22 protein-coding genes are annotated in these 24,454 nt (G+C 62.5%); 12 read left to right on the top strand and 10 right to left on the bottom strand.

Annotated elements, in window-relative coordinates:
• Positions 1-63: 63 nt before the first annotated feature.
• The 4 genes from fhuA to hrpB all read right to left on the bottom strand — a co-directional run bounded on the left by fhuA (position 64) and on the right by hrpB (position 9,295).
• The gene (gene fhuA / locus CYR32_RS06075; protein ID WP_101823485.1) at positions 64-2,250 is read right to left on the bottom strand and encodes a ferrichrome porin FhuA; all 2,187 of its coding nucleotides are present in this window, start codon (positions 2,248-2,250) and stop codon (positions 64-66) included.
• Positions 2,251-2,487: 237 nt separating this feature from the next.
• Complete coding sequence (locus CYR32_RS06070) at positions 2,488-3,885, bottom strand: CBM96 family carbohydrate-binding protein (protein WP_101823484.1); 1,398 nt, start codon at positions 3,883-3,885, stop codon at positions 2,488-2,490.
• Positions 3,886-4,055: 170 nt separating this feature from the next.
• The gene (mrcB, locus tag CYR32_RS06065; RefSeq protein ID WP_101823483.1) at positions 4,056-6,647 is read right to left on the bottom strand and encodes a bifunctional glycosyl transferase/transpeptidase; all 2,592 of its coding nucleotides are present in this window, start codon (positions 6,645-6,647) and stop codon (positions 4,056-4,058) included.
• A 182-nt stretch (positions 6,648-6,829) separates the two neighbouring features.
• Entirely contained in the window at positions 6,830-9,295 is a 2,466-nt protein-coding gene (gene hrpB, locus CYR32_RS06060) for an ATP-dependent helicase HrpB (protein ID WP_175578805.1), read from the bottom strand.
• Between the two features lie 90 nt (positions 9,296-9,385).
• Here hrpB and thpR point away from each other — a divergent pair, with 90 nt between their 5' ends.
• From thpR to folK, 6 genes are all read left to right on the top strand, one after another.
• A complete protein-coding gene (gene thpR / locus CYR32_RS06055) occupies positions 9,386-9,913 on the top strand; it encodes an RNA 2',3'-cyclic phosphodiesterase (protein ID WP_101823482.1) in 528 nt (175 codons plus the stop codon).
• 18 nt (positions 9,914-9,931) lie between these two features.
• On the top strand, positions 9,932-10,639 hold the full coding sequence (sfsA, locus tag CYR32_RS06050) for a DNA/RNA nuclease SfsA (RefSeq protein ID WP_101823481.1): 708 nt from the start codon (positions 9,932-9,934) through the stop codon (positions 10,637-10,639).
• Positions 10,640-10,831: 192 nt separating this feature from the next.
• Positions 10,832-11,287 (top strand): RNA polymerase-binding protein DksA, encoded by a 456-nt coding sequence (gene dksA / locus CYR32_RS06040; protein ID WP_072928917.1) that lies wholly within the window; start codon positions 10,832-10,834, stop codon positions 11,285-11,287.
• Between the two features lie 59 nt (positions 11,288-11,346).
• Positions 11,347-12,219 carry a tRNA glutamyl-Q(34) synthetase GluQRS gene (gene gluQRS, locus CYR32_RS06035; RefSeq protein WP_101823480.1) on the top strand — a complete coding sequence of 291 codons (873 nt, stop codon included), beginning with the start codon at positions 11,347-11,349 and terminating at the stop codon, positions 12,217-12,219.
• Positions 12,220-12,354: 135 nt separating this feature from the next.
• A complete protein-coding gene (gene pcnB, locus CYR32_RS06030; RefSeq protein ID WP_101823479.1) occupies positions 12,355-13,773 on the top strand; it encodes a polynucleotide adenylyltransferase PcnB in 1,419 nt (472 codons plus the stop codon).
• Complete coding sequence (gene folK, locus CYR32_RS06025; RefSeq protein ID WP_101823478.1) at positions 13,770-14,249, top strand: 2-amino-4-hydroxy-6-hydroxymethyldihydropteridine diphosphokinase; 480 nt, start codon at positions 13,770-13,772, stop codon at positions 14,247-14,249. Before pcnB ends, folK begins: the two co-directional genes overlap by 4 nt.
• Before the next feature lie 4 nt (positions 14,250-14,253).
• Here folK and qseC read toward each other — a convergent pair whose 3' ends face one another.
• Positions 14,254-15,603, bottom strand: a complete 1,350-nt coding sequence (qseC, locus tag CYR32_RS06020) for a quorum sensing histidine kinase QseC (protein WP_101823477.1) — start codon at positions 15,601-15,603, stop codon at positions 14,254-14,256.
• Positions 15,600-16,262, bottom strand: coding sequence for a quorum sensing response regulator transcription factor QseB (gene qseB / locus CYR32_RS06015; RefSeq protein WP_101823476.1), 663 nt, complete (start codon positions 16,260-16,262; stop codon positions 15,600-15,602). Before qseB ends, qseC begins: the two co-directional genes overlap by 4 nt.
• A 156-nt stretch (positions 16,263-16,418) precedes the next feature.
• Here qseB and panB point away from each other — a divergent pair, with 156 nt between their 5' ends.
• The 3 genes from panB (at position 16,419) to panD (ending at position 18,588) form a co-directional block, all read left to right on the top strand.
• Positions 16,419-17,213 (top strand): 3-methyl-2-oxobutanoate hydroxymethyltransferase, encoded by a 795-nt coding sequence (panB, locus tag CYR32_RS06010; RefSeq protein ID WP_101823475.1) that lies wholly within the window; start codon positions 16,419-16,421, stop codon positions 17,211-17,213.
• A 35-nt stretch (positions 17,214-17,248) separates the two neighbouring features.
• Positions 17,249-18,103 carry a pantoate--beta-alanine ligase gene (gene panC / locus CYR32_RS06005; protein WP_101823474.1) on the top strand — a complete coding sequence of 285 codons (855 nt, stop codon included), beginning with the start codon at positions 17,249-17,251 and terminating at the stop codon, positions 18,101-18,103.
• Positions 18,104-18,207: 104 nt separating this feature from the next.
• Positions 18,208-18,588, top strand: coding sequence for an aspartate 1-decarboxylase (panD, locus tag CYR32_RS06000; RefSeq protein ID WP_101823473.1), 381 nt, complete (start codon positions 18,208-18,210; stop codon positions 18,586-18,588).
• A 107-nt stretch (positions 18,589-18,695) separates the two neighbouring features.
• Here the strand turns inward: panD and CYR32_RS05995 are convergent, their stop codons facing one another.
• A complete protein-coding gene (locus CYR32_RS05995; protein ID WP_101814785.1) occupies positions 18,696-19,466 on the bottom strand; it encodes an ABC transporter permease in 771 nt (256 codons plus the stop codon).
• Positions 19,463-20,389: an ABC transporter ATP-binding protein gene (locus CYR32_RS05990; protein WP_101823472.1), complete on the bottom strand. Its 927-nt coding sequence runs from the start codon at positions 20,387-20,389 to the stop codon at positions 19,463-19,465. Before CYR32_RS05990 ends, CYR32_RS05995 begins: the two co-directional genes overlap by 4 nt.
• Before the next feature lie 142 nt (positions 20,390-20,531).
• Between CYR32_RS05990 and can the strand changes: the two genes are divergently transcribed.
• Positions 20,532-21,182 (top strand): carbonate dehydratase, encoded by a 651-nt coding sequence (can, locus tag CYR32_RS05985; RefSeq protein WP_101823471.1) that lies wholly within the window; start codon positions 20,532-20,534, stop codon positions 21,180-21,182.
• Between the two features lie 100 nt (positions 21,183-21,282).
• On the opposite strand, the gene hpt is transcribed toward can, so the two are convergent.
• Entirely contained in the window at positions 21,283-21,819 is a 537-nt protein-coding gene (hpt, locus tag CYR32_RS05980; RefSeq protein WP_101823470.1) for a hypoxanthine phosphoribosyltransferase, read from the bottom strand.
• A 263-nt stretch (positions 21,820-22,082) separates the two neighbouring features.
• Between hpt and CYR32_RS05975 the strand changes: the two genes are divergently transcribed.
• Positions 22,083-22,430 (top strand): YacC family pilotin-like protein, encoded by a 348-nt coding sequence (locus tag CYR32_RS05975; RefSeq protein ID WP_101823555.1) that lies wholly within the window; start codon positions 22,083-22,085, stop codon positions 22,428-22,430.
• A 650-nt stretch (positions 22,431-23,080) separates the two neighbouring features.
• Positions 23,081-23,893 (top strand): hypothetical protein, encoded by an 813-nt coding sequence (locus tag CYR32_RS05970; RefSeq protein WP_241523752.1) that lies wholly within the window; start codon positions 23,081-23,083, stop codon positions 23,891-23,893.
• 54 nt (positions 23,894-23,947) lie between these two features.
• Here the strand turns inward: CYR32_RS05970 and yacL are convergent, their stop codons facing one another.
• Positions 23,948-24,310, bottom strand: a complete 363-nt coding sequence (gene yacL / locus CYR32_RS05965) for a protein YacL (RefSeq protein ID WP_101823468.1) — start codon at positions 24,308-24,310, stop codon at positions 23,948-23,950.
• Between the last annotated feature and the right edge of the window lie 144 nt (positions 24,311-24,454).

Below are 24,454 nucleotides of genomic sequence, written 5' to 3'. Positions count from 1 at the left end.
GAAGGTCAGTGTGATATGTCAGGGCGGCACCGGGTTCATCATGAACGCCGGGCCCTGCCTGAATTAAAAGCGGAAGGTCGCGGTGGCGACGATCTGGCGGTCGCTGCCCCAGTAGCAGGCGTAATCGCGGTAGCAGCTGGAGACATATTCGCGGTCGAACAGGTTGTTGATGTTCAGCCCCACCGTGGAGCCGGGCAGGCCGACGCGCGCCAGGTCATATTTCACGGTGGCATCCACCAGCGTGTAGGCCGCCACGTTGTACTGCTGGTTCGCCGCGTCAATGGTGTTGGTCGCGCCCACGTAACGCACGCCGCTGCCGATAGTCAGGCCGCTGAGCGCCGTTTCATGGAAGGTGTAGTCCGCCCACAGCGAGGCCATGTTACGCGGCACTTCCACCGGGCGCTGGCCCTTCAGGTTGGTGTCCTTGGTGTATTCCGCATCGGTAAAGGTGTAGGAGGCGGTAAGGTTGATGTTGGCGTTGACCGCCGCTTTCGCCTCCAGCTCCACGCCGCGCGAGCGGATCTCACCCGACTGCACGCTGAAGCTGCTGTTGGTAGGGTCAGCCGTCAGGTTGTTGTCTTTGGTGAGCTGGTAGACCGCCGCCGTCAGGCTGATCGGCCGGTCTTCCGGGATATATTTCACCCCGGCTTCATACTGCTTGCCGTGGGACGGGTCGAAGGCTTTGCCGTCCTGGGTCGCGCCGCTGACCGGCTCGAAAGATTCGCTGTAGCTGAAGTACGGCGAAATGCCGTTGTCGAACAGGTAGTTCAGACCGCCGCGCCAGGTGAACTGCTCATCGCGGTCTTTGTCGGTGGCACCGCTGCTGCGGGTCAGCACCGTGGTTTTGGCGAAGTCATAGCGGCCGCCCAGGGTCAGGAGCCAGTGGTTCCACTCTGCCTGGTCCTGCACATAGAGGCCGGTCTGCTCCTGGCGGTTCAGGATGTGGTAACGGTAGGTGATGTCGTAGCCGTCATTGCCGTACTGCGGCGCGGTCATATTGATGCTGCTGACGGTGCCGAGGGCGTAGTCGGCGTTGATGTCGTTGCGCATCCGCATATAGTCGACGCCCATCAGCAGGGTATGGTCAACCTGGCCGGTGGCGAATTTGGCCTGCGCCTGGGTATCAACGTCGAAGTTATTCAGCTTCTCGCTGGAATCGACAAAGTTGCGCTGGATAGTCGCCGGGGCGACGTAGCCGTTGCCGTAATGGCCGATGTAGTGAGTGCTCAGCATGGTGTAGCGCAGGTTCTGGCGCACCGTCCAGGTGTCGTTGAACGCGTGCTCGACGCTGTAGCCGACCATCTTCTGGTTGCGGGAGAACTTGTCCTCCTGCTCGCCTTCGGTGAAGTCCACCGGCAGCTTACGCTGGTTGCCGTTGGCGTCGGTGTACGGCACCACGGTGCCCTGACGCGGCAGCCAGCCGTAGTAGCCCGCTTCCGGATCGTTCTGGAAGTTGCTCAGGAAGGTGAAGGTGGTGTTGTCATCCGGGTGCCAGGTGAAAGACGGCGCAATGGCGTAGCGCTTCTCCTGCGACATCGCCTGCTGGGCATCCTGGCTGCGGGCCAGGCCGGTCAGGCGGTAGCTGTAGACGCCGGCGTCATCGATGGCGCCGCCGAAATCAAAGCCGGTCTGGTAGAGGTTGTCGGTGCCCATGGAGAACTGCACTTCGCGCAGGGTCTCGGTGGTCGGGCGTTTGCTGACCATCGACACCAGGCCGCCGGGGTTGCTTTTGCCGTACAGCACTGACGACGGGCCGCGCAGCACTTCCACACGCTCGAGGAAGTACGGGTCCATCGACACTTCAGAGTAGTTGTCGCCCTGGAGTTTGATGCCGTCCAGGTATTGGTTGGTGTTGGTGTTGGTGAAACCGCGGATCGCCACCGCATCCAGAATATCGGAGCTGCCGCGGCTGGCGAACACGCCCGGCGTGTAGCTCAGCGCCTCTTTGACGGTGTCCGGCTGGCGCATCTCCAGCTCGTCACTGGTCACCACCGAGACGGACTGCGGCGTTTTCACCAGCGGCGTGTCGGTTTTGGTGCCGGTGGCACTCCGTTTGGCCGCCACGGTCGCGGCCGGCCCCCACGCGCTCTCCTGCGCCACATCCGGCCCGCTGCCGACCACGGTGATGGTATCGCCGCTCTCCGCCGCCAGGGCGGGCAACGCGAAAGTTCCTAACGTAACAGCAATGGCAAGGGTCACTTTGCCAACAGGAAAGGCCGCCTGGGCCGGTGTGCCTGAACGTGTGCGCATGGTTGTTTCTCTGATGATGATAAACAGGAATGTAAACGAGAATTATTATTATGAAGCCAGAATCATATTCGGATGAATTTTTAAACTCAAGCAGAAATACTTTGTCACAGGCGGATATGCTGAAGAAATGGCCGCATGAAATAAACGGCTATTTTTTATTAACGCGTTTCGGTGCAGATAAATAAAAACCCGTAACCTCGCAGTTACGGGTTTCACTATTAATTAATAGCCTGCGCATTATTTCTTAAACCCCTGCAACATTAATATCGGGGGGTTGGGGCTTTCCGCAGAGCTGAACGCGTAAGCGTGGCCTTTGCGCTCGCCGCCGATGCAGAATGAGATGGTGGTCTGCTTGTTTTTAATTGCCTCTTTCACGGCCGCATCCACCGGAATATAGCGGTAAGACTGCTTATTATTGGCATACAGCGACCCGGCAGCCTTGCTGTTACAGGCCGGGCGGCTGTTCCAGGTGACCTGGTGCTCATCCCAGTCATTGTGGGTGCCGTAGAGATAAATTGTGCGGGCGTTGGCGTCAGAGACGTTGCCGCCAAAGAGCCGGATTTTATAGGTAAATTCCGTGTTGGTGTTGATGTCCAGCGCTGCTGGCCAGGCCGGGATGGTGAACTGGATCAGGCCGATCTCCTCTTTATTCTGGCTGCGGGTGCCCTGCCAGTTATCCTGTACGTGCAGCGTCTCCTCCCCGGCGAAATTCTTGTCCGCCTGATCCAGATTACTGACGGTGACATCCTGCAACGCCATCTCATAGGCAAACGGGATATTGGTGTCGCAGGCGAGGCCGAGGTTCATGCAGTGGTTCGCCATAAAGTCCGCGCCCTGCGCCGTCCAGCCATTCATAAAATCGCCGTGGGCGCTGTAGATCGACCCCCATTGCTCGACAACTTTCCCGTTCACGATCACCGGGTCGAGCGACAGCTCAACCCTGGTCATGTCGATCGGTTTTGAGTTGGGGATCAGGTAAGCGATGTTCATGTTGACCATCGGGATCTTCACCGGATACGCCGCCGGGCAAACATCATTGACCGCATAATCAGCATTTTTTACCCCGATGGCGGGGTGAAGGGTAACGCCGTCCCAGCAGTTGGGAAACTTCAGCGCGATGTTCATCTGCACCGTGCCGTCGGCCTGCGGCGGGCAGCTGCTTTTGGGGATGTCGGAGTAGCCCAGCCCCTGGCAGAAATAGTCCACGGCGACTTTATTCGGGCTGGTGCCGTTGTGGGTGCCGGCCAGCAGTTGCAGCCCCGCCGGGAACGGCTGGATCGGGTACTTCTCGACCTGGCTCGCCTGGTAGTAGGTTTTCTGGTACGCCGGGCGCACCACGGTGCCGTCGGGCAGCCGCAGCGAGGGTGCCCAGTAGGCGGAGTGATCGGAACTGTTGTTGCAGGTGGTGGAGAAATCCTCCAGCAGCTGTTCATTGGTGGTGTAGGCGTTGGCGTGGGTGTTGCCGAAGAAGTCGTGGGACATCGCCATGCCGGGCATCCCCGGCATCATGATGGCGTCATCCGGCAGGGTGTGGCTGTAACCGCACTGGACGTTGGTCTGCCCGTTCAGCGCCTGGCTGTGAAACGGCACCAGCGCGGCCAGTCCGGCGAGGGTCAGGGGGAAAAGCGGGTGCATAGGGACTCCTTATTATGCAGTCAGAAAAGGCACAATAAGGAATACCCAAAACGCGGCCGCGGCCGCCAGTCACCAACTCACATCACAGCTGATTGATAACGCTGATAAAAAAAGGGTGCGATGCGCGGTCATCACGCATCACACCCGGTTATCAGTGACGGCTTGCGCCGTTACTGGCCGAACATATCCTTCAGCCAGCCGGCCATGCCGTTGCTCTCTTTCTCCTCACCCTGCGGCGCCTGCTGCTGTTGCTGTTGCTGCTGCATCTGCTGTTGTTGCATCTGCTGTTGCTGCTGTTGCATCTGCTGCTGTTGCGCCGCCAGGCTCGCCTGGCAGAGGCTGTCCGGGTCGCTGGTCCAGACCGGCATACTGCGCACCACCCCGCCGGTCAGGCCGCCGGTGAGCGCGCCGCCGCAGACGAAGTTGCCCGCGGAGTCCACACGCATCTCAGTGATGTCTTCCGGTGCCTGCAGGTCCAGCGGTTGCGGCGTTTCGTTGGTCAGGTAACGGCTGTAGAGCGCCATTGCGCCGGTGGAGCCCCAGAGTTTGGACGGGCCGTTGTTATCCCGGCCGACCCAGGTGATCGCCACCTGGTCGCCATCCACCCCGGCGAACCAGCTGTCACGCAGGTCGTTGGAGGTACCGGTTTTCGCCGCCAGGTGCAGGTTGGGGAATTTCACCGCCAGCGCGCGGGAGGTCCCCTCGTTGACCACCTGCTGCATCGCGTAGAGCGTCAGGTAGGCGGCCTGGGCCGGCACCGCGCGTTCCGCCTGCGGGAAGCTCTGGTAGAGCACCGAGCCATCCTCGGCGATCACCGAACGCACCGCCGACAGCGGCGCTTTGTTGCCGCCGCTGGCGATGGTCTGGTACTCCTGCGCCACTTCCATCGGCGTCAGCGCAATCGCGCCGAGCAGCATCGACGGCACCGGGTTCAGCACGTTCGGCGGCACGCCCAGCGTCACCAGCGTTTTGGTGATCTCATCCAGCCCCACCGCCATACCGAGGTTAACCGTCGGTACGTTCATCGACCGCGCCAGCGCATCCACCAGCATCATCTGCCCGCGGAACTGGTGATCGTCGTTCTGCGGTTTCCAGGTCTGGCCGTTGGAGAGCTTCAGCGCCAGCGGCTGGTCAGCCAGCAGGGTGTTGAGGCGGTACTTGTCTGGCTGTGCCAGCGCCGTCAGGTAGGTGGCCGGTTTGGCCAGCGAGCCGACCTGGCGGCGCGCCTGCATGGCGCGGTTGAAGCCGGCAAACTGCGTCTCCGCGCCGCCGACCATCGCCCGCACCTCGCCGGTGAAGCGGTCAACCACCACCATCGCGGTCTCGATGTCTTTCAGCCCGCTCTTTTTGCGCAGCAGCGGCACGCCCTCTTCCACCGCCTGCTCGGCGGCATCCTGCGAGACCGGGTCAAGGGTGGTGAAGATCTTCACGCCGGACATCTCGTTGATCTTGTCACCCAGGCGCTGTTGCAGCTCCTGGCGCACCATCTGCATAAAGGCCGGCTGCGGCGAGATCACCCCGCCTTTCGGCTGCACGCCCAGCGGGCGGGCGCTCAGCATGGTGTAGAGCTCGTTGTCGATGATCTTCTGCTGCTCCAGCAGCTTCAGCACCACGTTACGGCGCTCCAGCGCCAGTTTCGGGTTACGCCACGGGTTATAGAGCGACGCCCCTTTCACCATGCCCACCAGCAGCGCCTGCTGGTCGAGGCTCAGCTCATCCACCGGGCGGCCGAAGTAGTAAAGGCTGGCGAGCGGGAAGCCGCGGATCTGGTCATTGCCGCTCTGGCCGAGGTAGACCTCGTTCAGGTAGAGCTCCAGGATGCGGTCTTTGCTGTAGCGGCTGTCCACCAGCAGGGCCATGTAGGCCTCGTTGATCTTACGCCAGTAGGTGCGCTCGTTGGTGAGGAACAGGTTCTTCACCAGTTGCTGCGTCAGGGTACTCGCCCCCTGCACCGTGTGGCCCGCCGTGAGGTTCGCCAGCATCGCGCGGCCGATCGAATAGAAGCTGATGCCGTCATGCTCGTAGAAGTGGCGGTCTTCCGTGGCCAGCAGCGTGTCCACCAGCAGGTCGGGGAACCCGGCACGCGGCACGAACAGCCGCTGCTCGCCGTTCGGCGACTGCAACATGGTGATCAGGCGCGGGTCGAGGCGGAAGAAGCCGAAGTTGCGCTGGTTGTCCATGTTCTGGATCTGCGCCAGGCGGTCACCTTTGAAGGTCAGCTGGGCGTGGATCTGCCCCTCTTTGCCGTCCGGGAATTCAAACGGGCGGCGCAGCAGTTCGATGCTGTTGGCGCGCACGGTGAATTCGCCCGGCCGGGTGATGCGCGTCACCTCGCGGTACTGCGTGCCCTCCAGCAGCGCCACCATCTCTTTCTTGCTGTAGTTCATGCCCGGCTCAAGGTTGACCATGCGGCCATAGACCGCAGCCGGCAATTGCCACACTTTGCCGTCAATCCGGCTGCGGATCTGCCCGTCCAGGTAGAAGCCATAAATGGCCAACCCGACCGCCAGCACAATCCCTATTTTAATCAGCAGGCCGAGCCAGCCGCGCTTCTTGCGCGGTTTGCCCGCTTTTACCTTACGTGGCATACGTTGCTTACCTTTATTGTCATTGTCCTGTTCAGCCGCTCCGGCCTCTACATTGTCTTCAAACTCGTCAACATCCTCATCCCGGCGATAACGCGGCCGCTGCCTGGAAGGCTTGCGGACGGGAGGCGGCGTTTTTCCCTTACGCCCGATGGGTTCGCGGTCATCACCTGACATTGCTGTTCTCCACGCTACTGTTTTCTTTCATCATTGACATTTCCAGAGAAAAGTCGCGGCGTCCTGCAGTGGCTTTTCAGATTGCTGTGTTTATCGACAGGGCCGGCGAAGGCGCTACTCTGTTACCCGCTGCCCGGCCCGGCCAGCGGAAACATCTGAAAATCGGCGGCCAAGGGGGCCATTCAGGGCTGATATTTCTTGGTGCGCCGCGTCGGCAGTGCCTGCGCCGGGTCATCCGGCCAGGGGTGCTTCGGGTAGCGCCCTTTCATCTCTTTCTGCACCTCGCGGTAAGCGCCGCGCCAGAACGCGGCCAGATCGGCGGTGATCTGCAGCGGCCGGTGCGCCGGGGAGAGCAGCTCCAGCACCACCGCCACCCGCCCTTCGGCGACGCGCGGGCTGGCCTCCTCACCGAACATCTCCTGCAGCCGCACCGCCAGCACCGGCGGTTTTTCCGCGTCATAGCGCAGCGGCAGGCGGCTGCCGGTCGGCACAGTGTAATGGCTCGGCAGCGCACTATCCAGCCGTTGCCGCTGCGGCCAGCTCAACAGGCGGCCCAGCGCCTCGCTCAGGTTCACCTGCCGCAGGGCGCGCAGGTCACGCACCTTGCCCAGCGACGGCAGCAGCCACGCGTCAAGGCTTGCCAGCAGGTCTTCCTCCTCCACCGGCGGCCAGTCCGCCTCCGGCAGCCAGCGGCGGGCGCAGCGCAGCCGCAGCAGCAGCTGTTCAGCGGCCGGTTCCCAGTTCAGCACGTTCAGGCCCTGCTGGCGCACCCAGCCGATCAGCGCCTGTTGCAGCTCTTCGTCGGAGGGCTTCGCCAGCACCCGGGCGCGCAACACCAGCCGCCCGATCATCTCGCGCTGCCAGGCGCGCAGCGTGCCTTTCTCCTCGTCCCACTCCACGGCGGCGCGGCGTTCCACCAGCGCAGGCAGGCGGGCTGCCAGCGCCTCCGCGTCCACCGGCAGCGCCAGCAGGATACGGGCGTCGGGGCTGCTGCTGTTCTGCAACAGCGATGGGGCCACCAGCCAGCCGTGCCGGGTCAGTGCCTCGTCCTGCGGCAGCGAGGCCCCCAGCCCGTTGGCCAGCAGGTAGCGGCCATCGTCGCCGCGCCGCTGGGCGATGCGGTCCGGGAAGGCCTGCGCCAGCAGCCAGCCCGCCTCGTCCGGCGAAACCTGCCCGGCAGCGCGGCCGCTGCGTTTTGCCAGCAGCGCGGCGCGGCGCTGCCAGTGCGGCTGCGGGCGGGTGAGCCAGTCACTGAGGTCGGGCGTGCCGCTGCGCGGCGGCTCCTCCAGGATCGCGGCCAGCAACGCGGCGGTCGCCAGCGCCTCCCCGCTGTGCGCCGCCCCGGCCACCAGCATCGCCGCCAGCCGCGGCTCCACGCCGAGCGCCGCCATGCGCTGCCCGGTGGGGGTGAGCCGCCCCTGATCGTCCAGTGCGCCGAGGCGCAACAGCAGATCCTGCGCGGCGGCCAGCGCCGGGGCCGGGGGGGCGTCCAGCCAGGTGAGATCGTCCGGCGATCGGCAGCCCCACTGCACCAGATCCAGCCAGAGGCTGCTGAGATCGCTTTGCAGGATCTCCGGCTCGCTCTGCTCGGCAGCGCGCTCCGCCTGTTCCCGGCTGAAGAGATGCAGGCAGATGCCCGGCGACAGCCGCCCGGCGCGGCCGGCGCGCTGGGTCATCGACGCCTGGCTGATGCGCTGCGTCACCAGCCGGGTTACGCCGGTGCGCGGGTCGAAGCGGGTCGTGCGCTCCAGCCCGCTGTCCACCACCAGCCGGATGCCCTCAATCGTCAAACTGGTTTCGGCGATGTTGGTCGCCAGCACCACTTTGCGCCGACCGGCGGCCGCGGGCTGAATGGCGTTCTGCTGCTGCGCCAGCGGCAGCGCACCGTAGAGCGGGCAGAGGTCGGTATCGGTGGGAAGCGTGCCCGCCAGCCGTTCCTGCACCCGGTGGATCTCCGCCACGCCGGGCAAAAACAGCAGCAGCGAGCCGGGCTCCTCCTGCACCAGCCGCCGCACCGCCGCGGCCACGCCCTCCTCCAGCCGCTCATGGGTGGCGAGCGGCTGGTAGCGCCGTTCCACCGGGAAGCTGCGCCCCTGGGAGACGATCACCGGTGCCTCCGGCAGTTGCTGCGCCAGCCGGGCGTTGTCGAGGGTGGCGGACATCACCAGCAGTGTCAGGTCATCCCGCAGCCCCTGCTGCACATCCAGCAGCAGCGCCAGCGCGGTATCCGCCTGGAGGCTGCGCTCGTGGAACTCGTCGAGGATCACCAGCGAGACGCCGGAGAGCTCCGGGTCCTGCTGTACCATGCGGGTCAGGATGCCTTCGGTCACCACCTCGAGCCGGGTGGCGGCGCTGGTTTTGCTGTCGGCACGCATCCGGTAGCCGACCTGCTGCCCCGGCGTCTCCCCCAGTTGCTGCGCCAGCCGGTGAGCGACGTTTTTCGCCGCCAGCCGCCGCGGTTCCAGCATGATGATGCGGCCCGGCAGCCCGGCGCGCGCCAGGATCGCCAGCGGCAGCCAGGTGGATTTGCCCGCGCCGGTGGGTGCGTTCAGCAGCACCTGCGGGGCCGCTGCCAGCGCTGCCAGCAGTTCCTCCACCACCTCGCTGACCGGCAGCGCCGTTTGCGCGCCCTGTGTCACCGCCCCCATACCTTTCCCCTTATCCTCAGTTAACTTTCTCAGCCGCGCATTGTAGCATTGCCCCCCTGCCCCCTTGGGACAATTCATTCAGGAGCGCTTATGCCCGACTCACGCCGCCTCTTTTTCGCCCTGCCCCTGCCGGATGCCCTGCAACAGGCGGCGGTCGCCTGGCGCGCCACGGCGTTCCCGCCTGAGGCCGGGCGGCCCATTGCCGCCGCCAACCTGCATTTGACGCTGGCGTTTCTGGGCGAGGTCAGCGACCGCAAAGCAGAGGCGCTGGCCGCGCTGGCGGGCAACATCGTGCAGCCGCGCTTTACGCTGACGCTGGATGACCTCGGCCACTGGCCGCGCCCCGGCGTGGTGTGGCTCGGCACCCGCCGCGCGCCGCGCGGGCTGTTGCAGCTGGCGGCACTACTGCGCGCGCAGGCGGCGCGCAACGGCTGTCCGCAGAGTGCGCAGCCGTTCCACCCGCACATCACCCTGCTGCGCGGCGCGGTTCACCCGGTCGCGCTGCCGCCCGCCACGCCGGGCTGGACGCTGGAGGCCACCCACTTCTGTCTGTATGAATCCCGCACTGAACGCGGGCGCACCCGTTACCAGGCGCTTCAGAGCTGGCCGCTGGCCTGACGCCGCGCAAGGAGAGTCATGTTATTTACCCCCCCACTGCAACAGGCCACGTTGATTAAGCGTTACAAACGTTTTCTGGCGGATGTCATCACCCCCGCGGGCGAGGTGCTGACGCTGCACTGCGCCAATACCGGCGCGATGACCGGCTGCGCCACCCCGGGCGACACCGTCTGGTACTCCACCTCCGCAAACCCGAAACGCAAATATGCCCACACCTGGGAGTTATCTGAAACGCAACAGGGCCACTGGATTTGCGTTAATACTCAGCGTGCCAATGGGTTGGTGCGGGAGGCGGTGGAACAGGGCCGCATTCCTGAATTGTCCGGTTACAGTCAGGTGCAGTCTGAAATAAAATATGGTGGCGAAAACAGCCGTATCGATCTGTTATTACAGGCAGAAAACCGGCCCGACTGCTATATTGAAGTGAAGTCTGTAACGTTGTTGCAACATAATCGTGGTTACTTTCCTGATGCCGTGACCCTTCGCGGCCAGAAGCACCTGCGGGAGTTGCAGCAGATGGTGGCCGCGGGCCGGCGGGCGGTGCTGTTTTTCGCCGTGCTGCACTCCGGCATCCGGGAGGTGGCCGCCGCCCGCCACATCGACCCACGCTATGCCGCTTTGCTGGCAGAGGCGCAACATCAGGGGGTTGAGGTGATTAGCTATGGAGCGCAGCTTTCACCAGCCGGTATTGCCCTGGTCCAACCCATTTCATTAGTAAGCGGATAAAAAAGCCTAAGGCCCGACAACCCACAGCCAGGCTGTGGTGTGCCACGCGGCGAAGCCAAAAACGCCGCGGCTCACAGGGTTGTCAAGCAGGTGTGAGGAATAATTGCCATCTACCTTCCCATCTGTTATTTATAGCGGCCTGATTTTTCCCCACGTTGGGGATCGATAGTGCGTGTTATGAGGAGAAGCAACATGCAAGAAGGGCAAACCCGTAAAACATCCTCCTTGAGCATTCTCGCCATCGCTGGGGTGGAGCCGTATCAAGAGAAGCCAGGCGAAGAGTATATGAACGACGCCCAGCTCACTCACTTCAAGCGTATTCTTGAAGCGTGGCGCAACCAGCTCAGGGATGAAGTCGACCGTACTGTGTCTCATATGCAGGACGAAGCCGCTAACTTCCCTGATCCGGTAGACCGTGCTGCCCAGGAAGAGGAGTTCAGCCTGGAACTGCGCAACCGCGACCGCGAGCGTAAGTTGATTAAGAAGATCGAGAAAACGCTGAAGAAAGTAGAAGACGAAGATTTCGGCTTCTGCGAGTCCTGTGGTGTTGAGATTGGCATCCGCCGCCTTGAGGCGCGCCCGACTGCCGATCTGTGCATCGACTGCAAAACCCTGGCTGAAATCCGCGAAAAGCAGATGGCCGGTTAAGCAGACGTATCACAACGACTGACGCGGTGCCCCGGCACCGCGCTTTCGTCGCCACCCTTATGCCAGATTCCCTGACCGCCCCCTCCCCCTATATTGGCCGCTTTGCGCCGTCGCCTTCCGGTGAGCTTCACTTTGGTTCGCTGATTGCCGCGCTGGGCAGTTATCTGCGCGCCCGCGCCTGCCGGGGCCGCTGGCTGGTCCGCATTGAAGACATCGACCCGCCGCGTGAAGTGCCGGGCGCAGCCGCCCGCATCCTGCAACAGCTTGAACAGTACGGCCTGACCTGGGACGGCGAGGTGCTCTACCAGTCCGATCGCCATGACGCTTACCGCGCGGTGCTGGGGCAGCTTATCGCCGGTGGGCAGGCTTACTACTGCACCTGCAGCCGCAGCCGCATCCAGTCGATCGGCGGCTTCTATGACGGCCACTGCCGCCTGCTGCACCGGGGCGCGGAGCATGCCGCGCTGCGCCTGCACCAGACCGCGCCGGTCTACGGCTTTGAGGATGGGCTGCGCGGCTGGCTGGCGGCAGACACGCGCATGGCGGAGGAGGATTTCATCATCCACCGGCGCGACGGGCTGTTCGCCTACAATCTGGCGGTGGTGGTGGATGACCACCACCAGGGCGTGACGGAGATTGTGCGCGGAGCCGACCTGATCGAGCCGACGGTGCGCCAGATCGCGCTCTACCGGCAGCTCGGCTGGCCGGCGCCGCGCTACATCCACCTGCCGCTGGCGCTGAACGCGCACGGCGACAAGCTCTCCAAGCAGAACCACGCCCCGCCCCTGCCCGCCGGTGACCCGCGCCCGACGCTGGTGGCGGCGCTGCGCTTCCTGCACCAGCCGGTGCCGGCGCAGTGGCAGGATCTGAGCCTGCCGCAGCTCCTGGCGTATGCCGTCGACCAGTGGCAAGCCTCAGATATCGTGCCATAAACGCCCCGCACCCCGCAGAATGCGCGGCAACCGGGCGTTGACAGCCATATAACATTATTCTCAAACCCCCCGGCATGAGCTATGATTAGCCGCTGTTTTTTGCTCTGTCCATTTTAGTCACTATCGAGGTGTCCCATTTTTACCCGAGTAGCCAATTTTTGCCGAAAGGTACTGGCCCGCGAAAACGACGTTCCTGACACGGTTGAACCCGTGCCGGCGCCTTTGCCGACTGTCACTATCCTTCCGCGCGATCAACATGCGATCTCCCGCCGGGATATCAGTGAAAATGCCCTGAAGGTGTTGTACCGTCTGAACAAATCCGGTTTTGAGGCCTATCTGGTCGGCGGCGGCGTGCGTGACTTACTGCTCGGTAAGAAGCCCAAAGATTTTGACGTGACCACCAACGCCACGCCGGAGCAGGTGCGCAAGCTGTTCCGCAACTGCCGCCTGGTCGGCCGCCGTTTCCGCCTGGCCCATGTGATGTTCGGCCCGGAGATTATCGAGGTGGCGACGTTCCGCGGCCACCACGAGCAGGAACAGCCGCAGACCGACAAGAACGCCTCCCAGCAGGGCCGGAACGGCATGCTGCTGCGTGACAACATTTTCGGCTCGATTGAGGAAGACGCGCAACGCCGTGACTTCACCATCAACAGCCTCTACTACAGCGTGGCGGACTTCTCGGTACGTGATTACACCGGCGGCCTGAAGGATCTTGAAGAGGGCGTGATCCGCCTGATCGGCGATCCGGAAACCCGCTACCGTGAAGATCCGGTGCGGATGCTGCGCGCCGTGCGCTTCGCCGCCAAGCTGAACATGACGCTCAGTGACGACACCGCCGCGCCGATCCCGCGCCTCGCCCCGCTGCTGCATGAGATCCCGCCGGCGCGGCTGTTTGAGGAGTCGCTGAAGCTGCTGCAGGCCGGGCACGGTTACCCGACCTGGCGTCTGCTGTGTGAATACCAGCTGTTCCAGCCGCTGTTCCCGCTGATCGCCCGCCAGTTCACCGAGAGCGGTGACAGCCCGATGGAGCGCATCCTGGCGCAGGTGCTGAAGAATACCGACCACCGCATCCAGACCGACATGCGCGTCAACCCGGCGTTCCTGTTTGCCGCGATGCTCTGGTACCCGCTGATTGAACATGCGCAGAAGCTGGCGCAGGAGAGCGGGCTGGCCTATTTCGACGCCTTCGCGCTGGCGATGAACGACGTGCTGGATGAGCAGTGCCGGTCACTGGCGATCCCGAAACGCATCACCACGCTGGTGCGTGACATCTGGGCGCTGCAACTGCGCCTGTCACGCCGCCAGGGCAAACGCGCCCACAAGCTGATGGAGCACCCGAAATTCCGGGCCGCCTTCGACCTGCTGGCACTGCGCGGTGAGGCGGAGAACAGCCGCGACCTGCAACAGCTGACCCAGTGGTGGGACGAATTCCAGGAGGCCACCCCGATGCGCCAGAAAGGGATGCTGACCAACCTGGGTGACGATGCCGCCCCGCGCCGCAGCCGCGCCCGCCGCCCGCGCAAACGCGCGCCGCGCCGCGACAACAGCGTATGATCCGCGTCTACCTTGCGCTGGGCAGCAACCTCGCCCAGCCGCTGGATCAGGTCAACGCCGCTCTGGCGGCGCTGGCTGCCCTGCCCCAGACGCAGCTCGTGACCTGCTCCTCCTTCTACCGCAGCACGCCGCTCGGGCCGCAAGACCAGCCCGACTACCTGAATGCCGTGGTGGCGCTCGACACCACCCTGGCACCCGAGGCGCTGCTCGACGCCACCCAGGCGATTGAGCAGCAGCAGGGGCGGGTGCGCAAGGCGGAACGCTGGGGGCCGCGCACGCTGGACCTCGACATGCTGCTGTATGGCGACCAGGTGATTAACACCCCACGCCTGACGGTGCCGCACTACGACATGATGAACCGCGAGTTTATGCTCTACCCGCTGGCGGAGATCGCGCCGGATCTGATCTTCCCGGACGGCACTGTGCTCACACAGCACCTGACCGGCATCGACCGCAACGGCCTCACCCACTGGTAACGCCTCAGGCGGTGATCGTCACCGCCAGCCCCCCTGCTGGGCGGTTTTCCGCCCGCAGCGTGATGCCGTGCAGCGCCGCGATGCGCAACGCGATCGACATCCCCAGCCCGCTCCCGCTCTCCGTCTGCCCCGGCGGCCGGTAAAAACGCTCCCCCAGCCGGGCGAGCTGTTCCGCCGTCATGCCCGGCCCCTGATCCTCCACCCGGATCGCCCGCCCCAGCGTCACCCTGACCATTGTGCCGCCCGGCGAGTAGCGCACCGCGTTATCCAGCAGGTTACGCAGCAGCAGCGACAGCAGCAGCGGCTGCCCGCGCCCCGCCGGTGGCGTGCCTTCGGTATGCAGTTCCAGCCGGATCTGTCTGGCGCGCGCTGCCGGTTCTGCCTCAGCCAGCGCCTGCTGCACCAGCGCCGCCCAGTCCACCGGTTCCAGGGTCTCCGGCCCGCTGAGCGCCTCCAGCCGCGAGAGGGTCAGCAGTTGATCCACCAGCCGGGTGGCGCGGTCGATGCCTTCGGTGAGGTTCGCGAGCGCATGATGGCGCATCGCCTCGTCATCCCCGGCCAGCTGCGCTACTTCCGTCTGCACCCGCAGCGCCGCCAGCGGGCTGCGCAGCTCGTGGGCGGCGTCTGAGGTAAAGCGCCGCTCACGCAGCAGCATCGAGGAGACGCGGGCAAACAGCGCATTCAGCGCCGCCGCCAGCGGCAGCACCTCGGCGGGCAGCCGCCCGGTCGCCAGCGGGCGGCCATCTTCCGGCGCGCGCTGCCGCAGCTCTGCCGCCACCTGCCGCAGCGGGCCAAGTTCACGGCCGATAAGCCACGCCATCAGCAACAGCAGCAGCGGCAGCGACACCAGCCACGGCATAAACTGCCCGGAGACCACCGCCCACGCCATCTCCTCGCGGTACTCCACCTCCTGCCCTACCGCGATGCGGTCACCGCCCGGCGCGGTCAGCCAGAGCAGCCGCCAGCGGTCGTCATCCCCGGCGAGCGTGCCCTCCACAAAGCCCTGGTGCCGCGCATCAAAGCGGATGTCCCGGCCGTTCTCGCCGTCATTGAGCCGCATCTCGCCGTGCCGGTCGAAAATGGCGAACGCCAGCGCGTCATCCTCCAGCTCGCCGCGGTTGCCGTGGCGCACCAGCGTGCGGGTTTTCGGCAGCCGCACTGGCTCCCCGGCGCTCAGCTCCCCGAGCCGGGCGGTGGCCAGCCGCTTGGCGAACAGCATCTGCTGGGTGTCGAACAGTTCATCGATCGTCTGCTGGGTACGCACCCACGCCAGCGCGCTGGCGATGCCCCAGACCAGCAGCAACACCAGACTGAACAGCAGGATCAGCCGCGTGCGCAGGCTCAGTGCCTTCATACCTCCTCCCCCAGCGTATAGCCGACGCCGTGCACGGTGCGGATCAGCGCATTGCCCAGCTTGCGCCGCAGATGGTGGATATGCACCTCCACCGCGTTGCTGCTCACCTCCTCGTCCCAGCTGTAAAGCTTCTCCTGGATCAGCGTACGCGCCAGCACCCGGCCTTTGTGGGTCAGCAGCAGCTCCAGCACCGCCAGCTCTTTGGGCGTTAACGTCACCGGCTCGCCTGCCAGCGTGACGCTGCGCGCCGCCGGGTCAAACGCCACCGCGCCGTGGGTCAGGTGCGGCGTCAGGGTGCCGTGGCGGCGGCGGATCAGCGCCTGTAGCCGGGCGGCCACCTCCACCAGCGCGAACGGCTTGCAGAGGTAGTCATCCGCGCCTGCCTGCAGCCCGGCCACCCGCTGATCCAGCGCGTCACGCGCCGTGAGGATCAGCACCGGCGTGTCCTGCCCCTCGGTGCGCCACGCACGCAGCAGCGCCATGCCGTCCAGCCCCGGCAGGCTTAAGTCCAGGATCACTGCATCATAGGGCGCGGCCCGCAGGGCGTCACGGCCGGTCGGGCCGTCGGTGAACCAGTCCAGGCTGAAGCCGAGTTTGCCCAGCCCGGCGCGGAGGCCGTCGCCGATCAGCCGGTCATCCTCAATCAATAAAATGCGCATCGCTACTCCCTTTTCGTTCGCGGTTAGCCCTACAGTTAAGCACGATCTTCTTAACAGGATCTTAAGCCGGTGCACAGGCCGCTACCCACCTGCTGCGGTTATCTTTAGAATGACCCACCGGATGAATACCAATATAAAGTCGTATAAGAGGTTATTATGAAATCCACCACAGTCAGCCATTTACGGCAGTGGAAACAGCAGCAGCGCAAATTTGCGACCATTACCGCCTATGATGCCAGCTTCGCCCAGCTTTTTGAGGAGCAAGGCATCAGCGTGATGCTGATTGGGGATTCGTTAGGGATGGTGGTGCAGGGGCACGATTCTACCCTGCCGGTCACCGTGGAGGAGATCGCCTATCATACCCGCTGCGTGCGCCGGGGCGCGCCGCACAGCCTGCTGATGGCTGACCTGCCGTTTATGAGCTGCAACACGCCGGAGCAGGCCTGTGAGAACGCCGCCACGCTGATGCGCGCCGGGGCGAACATGGTGAAGCTGGAGGGCGGAAGCTGGCTGTGCGACACGGTGAAAAAGCTCACCGAGCGCGCGGTGCCGGTCTGCGGCCACCTCGGGCTGACGCCGCAGTCGGTAAACATTTTCGGCGGCTATAAAGTCCAGGGGCGCGATGAAGCCGCCGCTGACCAGCTGTTGCAGGACGCGCTCAACCTTGAGCAGGCGGGCGCACAACTGATGGTGCTGGAGTGCGTGCCGGTGGCGCTGGCGGAGCGCGTGACCCGTGCGTTGCAGATCCCGGTGATCGGCATCGGGGCCGGTAACGTCACGGACGGCCAGATTCTGGTGATGCATGACGCCTTCGGCATCACCGGCGGCCATGTGCCGAAGTTCGCCAAGAACTTCCTTGCGGAGGCGGGTGACCTGCGCAGCGCCGCGCGCGCCTATGTGGATCAGGTGGCGTCCGGGGCCTACCCGGCACCAGAACATACCTTTAACTAACGCTGCCGCCAGGCAGAGACTCAAGGAGATGTAACGTGGTAATCATTGAAACGTTGCCGCTGCTGCGCCGACAGATCCGCCGATGGCGGCAGGACGGCCAGCGCATTGCGCTGGTGCCGACTATGGGGAACCTGCACGAAGGCCATATGACGCTGGTGGACGAGGCCAAAGCCCGCGCCGACGTGGTGGTGGTAAGCATCTTCGTCAACCCGATGCAGTTCAATAATGCCGATGACCTGGCGCGTTACCCGCGCACCCTGCAGGAGGACAGCGAGCTGCTGAAGCGCCGCGGGGCCGACCTGGTGTTCGCCCCGGCCGCTGCCGACCTCTACCCGCAAGGGCTGGAGGCGCAGACCTTTGTTGAGGTGCCCGGCCTCTCCCAGATGCTGGAAGGTGCCAGCCGCCCCGGCCACTTCCGCGGCGTCTCGACCATCGTCAGCAAGCTGTTTAACCTGGTGCAGCCGGATCTCGCCTGCTTCGGCGAGAAGGATTACCAGCAGCTGGCACTGATCCGCAAAATGGTGGCGGACATGGGCTACGACATCGAGATCGTCGGCGTGCCCACGGTGCGCGCCAATGACGGGCTGGCGCTCAGCTCACGCAACGGCTACCTGACCGCCGATGAACGCAAGCTGGCCCCGGCGCTGAGCCGGGTGATGAATGGCCTGGCAGAGCAGTTGTTGCAAGGCGAGCGCCACGTAGAAGAGATGCTGGAACAGGCCGGGGCGCAGCTGCGTGAGGCCGGTTTCACGCCGGATGAGCTGTTCATCCGCGATGCTGACACCCTGCAACCGCTGACCGTCGCCAGCACCCGCGCAGTGATCCTGATGGCGGCGTGGCTCGGCAAGGCGCGACTGATTGATAACCGGCAGGTGGATTTGACGGCCTGACCGGCTCGTAACCGCTGAACGCAGGATGCACCCAGCAAGAGACCGGCCGCGCATTGGCCGGTTGCATAACCCTCTGTTTTCTTTTTTGGAAAGGTAACAACGTTATGGTACGCACCATGCTGCAGGGCAAGCTTCACCGGGTCAAGGTGACGCAGGCTGACCTGCACTACGAAGGCTCCTGCGCCATCGATCAGGATTTTCTGGACGCCTCCGGCATTCTGGAATATGAAGCCATCGACATCTACAACGTCGATAACGGCCAGCGCTTCTCCACCTACGCCATTGCCGCCGAGCGCGGCTCGCGGATTATTTCCGTCAACGGCGCGGCCGCCCGCCTCGCCTGCGTCGGCGACAAGCTGATCATCTGCTCCTACGTGCAGATGACCGACGCCGACGCCCGCGCGCACAAGCCGAAAGTGGCCTACTTTGAAGGCGACAACCAGCTACAGCGCCAGGCGAAGGCGATCCCGGTTCAGGTCGCCTGACGTTATCTGCCGTCATACCGCAGGGAGCCGGAAGGCTCCCTTTTTTATGGCGTAAAAAAGCCGGGCGTGCCCGGCTTTCTGTTTTGACTGATTGGCGTAATACGTGGTTACGAACGCAGCCCGCGGCCGCGCTGGATCAGGTACCAGGCGAGCAGGTAGAACACCACGATAAACGCCACCAGCACCGCCATGGTGAACGCCAGCGGCACGTCGCTGATGCCGAGGAACCCGTAGCGGAAGCCGCTGATCATGTAGACGATCGGGTTCAGCTTCGACACCGCCTGCCAGAACGGCGGCAGCAGCGTCAGGGAGTAGAACACCCCGCCGAGGTAGGTCAGCGGCGTCAGCACAAAGGTCGGGATCAGGCTGATGTCATCAAAGGTGGTGGCAAACACCGCGTTCAGCAGCCCGGCCAGCGAGAAGAGGATCGCCGTCAGCAGCAGCGTCGCGGCAATTACCCACCAGGCGTGGACGTGCAGCGGCACAAAGAACAGCGACACCGCCGTGACCAGCACGCCGACGCAGATGCCGCGCGCCACGCCGCCGCCGACATAGCCGGCGATCACCACGTGGGTCGGCACCGGGGCCACCAGCAGCTCCTCAATGTTGCGCTGGAATTTGGCGCTGAAAAAGGAGGAGGCGACGTTGGCGTAGGAGTTGGTGATCACCGCCATCATGATCAGCCCCGGCACGATAAATTGCATGTAATCAAAGCCGTGCATCTCACCGATGCGCGAGCCGATCAGGTTGCCGAAGATGATGAAATAGAGCGTCATGGTGATCACCGGCGGCACCAGCGTCTGGATCCAGATGCGGCCGAAACGGTTAATCTCTTTGTACCAGATACTTTGCAGCGCCACCCAATAGAGACGGGTCATACGTTTTCTCCCTCGTTGCCGTTGACCAGGTTGACGAACAGCTCTTCCAGCCGGTTTGCCTTGTTACGCATACTCAGCACCTGAATGCCCTGTTTGCTCAGCTGGCTGAACACGCCGTTCAGCCCCTGCTCGCGCATCACGTCCACTTCCAGAGTGGAAGTGTCCACCAGCTTGCTTTTGTACCCCTCCAGCTTCGGCAGCGGGCTTTTCGCCGCCAGGTCCAGCACAAAGGTCTCGGACTTCTGCGTCGCCAGCAGCGCTTTCATGCTGGTGTTCTCCACCAGTTCACCGTTCTGGATGATGCCGATGTTGCGGCACAGCATCTCCGCCTCTTCCAGATAGTGGGTGGTGAGGATGATGGTGGTGCCCTGGGCGTTGAGATCTTTCAAAAAGCCCCACATGGAGCGGCGCAGCTCGATGTCGACCCCGGCGGTCGGCTCATCGAGGATCAGCAGCTTCGGCGCATGCATCAGCGCGCGCGCAATCATCAGGCGGCGCTTCATGCCGCCGGAGAGCATCCGCGCCCGCTCGTTGCGCTTGCCCCACAAATCGAGCTGCGTCAGGTACTTCTCGGCCCGCTCCAGCGCCTCACGGCGTTTTACACCGTAGTAACCGGCCTGGTTGACCACAATCTGCATCACGGTTTCAAACGGGTTGAAGTTGAATTCCTGCGGCACCAGCCCGAGCTGGCGCTTGGCGTTCACGATGTCCTGGTCGATGTCATAACCAAACACCCGCACCTTGCCGGCGGTTTTGTTGACCAGCGAACTGATGATGCCGATGGTGGTGGATTTCCCGGCCCCGTTCGGCCCCAGGAGCGCATAAAAATCGCCGGCATCAACCTTCAGATCGATACCGCGCAGCGCCTGTACCCCACCTGCGTAGGTTTTGGTCAGCTGCGTGAGTTCCAGTGCATATGTCATAAAAGTAGAATCACCTTGTGCTGTCGTTTATCTGATCACCCTGTCAGGATCAGATTTCAAATTCGTGATGTATGTCCTATATTAAAGCTGCAATCTGCGCATTACAGATTGTTCACACTTCATATGAGATTAATGATATCCCATGAAAGAAATCGAAAGGCTTATTGCCAACAACCGCGCCTGGTCTGAGACCATCACCAAAGACGATCCCGCTTTCTTTGAACGCCTGGCCCAGGCCCAGAAGCCGCGCTTCCTGTGGATTGGGTGCTCGGACAGCCGGGTTCCGGCAGAGCGTTTGACCGGCATGGAGCCGGGCGAGCTGTTCGTACACCGCAACGTGGCCAACCTGGTCATCCATACCGATCTCAACTGCCTCTCCGTGGTTCAGTACGCCATTGACGTGCTGCAGGTAGAACATGTGATTGTCTGCGGCCACTACGGCTGTGGCGGCGTCGCGGCGGCGGTCGAGAACCCGGAACTGGGCCTGATCAACAACTGGCTGCTGCACATCCGCGACCTGTGGTACAAGCATAGCGCGTTACTCAGCGAACTCCCGCCGGATGAGCGCCTGAATACCCTGTGTGAGATCAACGTGGTAGAGCAGGTGTATAACCTCGGCCACTCCACCATTATGCAGGGCGCCTGGAAACGCGGTCAGAAAGTGATGCTGCACGGCTGGGTGTACGGCTTGCAGAACGGCCAGCTCAATGACCTGAATGTCACGACCGCTAACCGTGAAAACCTGGAAATGAACTACCACAACGCCATTGCCAAGCTGCTGCCGGGCGTTTGACCGGCAGGCACGGAGCATAGCCAATACCGCAGCGTAAAAATTAGCTTTCCAAGCGCTTTTACCCTGCGGTTTTCAGGATGAAACAGCGGCGTTAAGGCTATTATTCAGCGTCCGGCACCACATTGCCGATGTAAGGCAGGTGGCGGTAGCGCTGGGCGTAATCGATTCCGTAGCCGACCACAAATTTATCCGGGATCGAGAAACCGATATACTCCACCGTCACGCTGACTTCCCGGCGTGACGGTTTATCCAGCAGTGTGCAGATGGCCAGGGACTTCGGCTCGCGCAGTGCCAGGATCTCCCGCACCTTGCTCAGGGTGTTGCCGGAATCGATGATGTCTTCCACGATCAGCACATCTTTGCCACGGATATCCTCATCCAGATCTTTGAGAATTTTCACGTCACGGCTGCTGGACATGCTGTTGCCGTAGCTTGAGGCGGTCATGAAATCGACTTCATGCGGCACCTCAATCTGGCGGCAGAGATCGGCCATAAACATGAAGGAACCGCGCAACAACCCGACCAGCACCATGTCGCTGCCGCTGTCGCGGTAGTCATTGGTGATCTGCTGGCCCAGTTCCGCGATGCGCTGCCGGATCTCTTGCTCGGAAATCATGACTTCTACAGTGTGTTTCATAAATAATTTGTCTGTTACCTGTACGGGGTATCAGAGTTTAACATAGCCCCTGCGGCGGATCGACGCGGCGGCGCGGCCAGCGTGTTAAGTGCGCTGTGCGTGGGGCCGCGCTGCGGATAGGCTATACTTACCCCTTCTTTCCCTGACAGACCTCCCCCCTTTCCCTGCGGCAGATCGCCCGCCTGCCGGGCGCGCAATTAATTTGGTGCGTGAATAAGTAAGTGTGATAACGTCTGCTAACCATGAATAAGTCACTGATGGCAATGAAACGAACGACACTGATGATGCTGCTGCTGGGGCTGCTGGGCTTCTCCTCTGCCAGCCAGGCGCTGAGTGACACCGAAGCGGAAGATCTTGCCGATTTGACGGCGGTGTTTGTCTACCTGAAGAACAACTGCGGCTACCACGATCTGCCGAACACCCAGATCAAGCAGGCGATTGTCTACTTCGCCCAGCAGAACAGCTGGGACCTGAGCAACTACAACACCTTTAACATGCGCCGGCTGGGCGAAGAGAGCTACCGCGATTTGAGCGGCATCGCCATTTCCACGCCGAATAAGTGCAAAGCACTGGCCCGGGACTCCCTGGGGCTGCTGGCCTACGCGCAGTAACCTCCCTGCTGCCCGCGCTGCGGGCACTTTTCTTTCCCTGTTTCCCCTGCGGCCTCCAGCATAATCTCCTGTTTTGTACTCTCCCGTGTTCTGTTCTGGCCTGCCACGCGCAAGGGATTACAATTTTCCGGGCAACCCCGGCAACCGGTTTACTGTGACCGCGATCGCCCACAGGCGGTTAAGGGCAAAAAGAAGCGCTTACCTGCTGTTAAATAATTGTTGAAATAATGATATTGTAAACGCTTGTGCTATTTCCCAAATCGCGGTAGGGTATTTATTCCTATTTCTTTACGCGTTCTTAACGTTAAGCTAAATTTATTTTCGCTTCCCTGCCTGTTATTTCCTGTCATTAAGTCAAATTTAATTCCCCGTACCAGCAGGCCTGCTTTGCGGTAACTCAAATAAACAGCGCATCACAGAATCATTAAGTCAATTTATCAGGGGTTGCGCCGGGTAATTTGCGTTACTTCTTTAAATAAGCCACTGTTTTTATTGATTTTAAAATGAGCTATTTATCCCATCTTATTCTGCCGTTAGCATTCGCTCTCTTTTTCTACAATCAGCGCTCCCGTTAATCACTCTAAAGAATTCCGATAATGAAAATGACATTTTGCACCGCGTCTGCTGCCGCATTCGCAACGGCCGGTGTTTTGATTTCTGGCGTAGCCAACGCCGGGGAAAATCCGTTCAGCGCCGCGACCCGCAATTACGCCAGTGCCGGTGTGGAATATTTCAAATGGGATGAACGTGTTGATAACCTCAACCGGAAATATGTGCAGGAGCACGGGCCGCGGCTAAAGGGCAATGTAGGCGCAAACAACTATATGGACGCCCGCCGCGGGATGCTGAAAGGCTGGGAAATGAGCCTGATGGCCGGGGCTGTCAGCTACCGGGGCGGCGCGCTCGACCCGAAATACAACCTGCCGCCCGGCTCGCTGAAAGGCGAAACCTGGTACACCGGCTACAGCGCGGACATCACGCGCGGCTACCGCATGCGTGCCTCCGAGACAATCTCTTTTGACGTGAAAGGCGCGGTGGGCGCACAGGCGTGGCTGCGTAACATCCGTTCAGACGATATGTACATCGCCTCTGAGCAGCGTACCCGCCGGTTCGGCGCGGTGGAAGTGTCGCTCCAGCCCTATGCCAAAGCGGGCGCGGGAGTGAACTGGCAGATGACGCCGGCGTCCCAGGTGAGCCTGGAGGGCGGCGCGCTCTACCCTATCCAGACCTGGACCCACAGCAACGCCGGGGATGTCTGGTTGCAGCCGAAATCCCGCCTGTCGCCTTTTGCGGCGCTGACCTGGAACGTGACGCGTGATGTGTTTGTGAAGGCCTATTACGTGCACCAGAAATATGGCAAATCTGACAGCGAACGCGGCATGCTGGGCGATAAAGCGATGAACTTCTACCAGCCTGCGACCACCACGTCGTCGGTCGGCATGGAGATTGGTTTCTACTATTAAGGAATAACAGGTCATGGATGCCGCGCACTGCCGGCCAGTCACTGGCCGGCACACTCAGCGCCCCTTCAGAAAGGCGCGATAGTTGTTCACCACTTCCAGAAAATCCTCCAGGCCGCACAGCGACAGGCTCTCCTCGTTGTAGTAGCTCATGCCCTCTTCCATCTCGTCCCCTTCGAACTCCAGCAGATTGGCACGGATCATCACCTCTTCGCCATCCAGCCAGAGCGTGTACTCACGCCCTTCGCGCTGCCACTGGCGCTCGGTGCCTTTGACCGTGGCTGCCTGCGTCTCGACCTCATCCAGCAGGGCCAGATCGCCTTTTACCTCTTCATTGAACCAATGGCCCACCACTTCGTGGCCCATTGAGAACCGCACCTGTACCTGACCGGTGATGTCGCGTAAAAATTCATAGTCCATGATGGTCTCTCCCCTGTGAACCCGCTAAGTGTAGCCCGTTGCCGCCCGGCAAAGCGCTATGCCGCGCCCATTTCCGGCTGAGCAGGCGTGTAAAAACAGGCCATAAAAAAAGGAGGCCCGGGGGCCTCCTTGTTGCGTCGCGCA

Source organism: Chimaeribacter coloradensis (genome assembly GCF_002858715.1).
Lineage (GTDB): Bacteria > Pseudomonadota > Gammaproteobacteria > Enterobacterales > Enterobacteriaceae > Chimaeribacter > Chimaeribacter coloradensis.
This window is presented reverse-complemented; position numbering and strand designations above follow the sequence as displayed.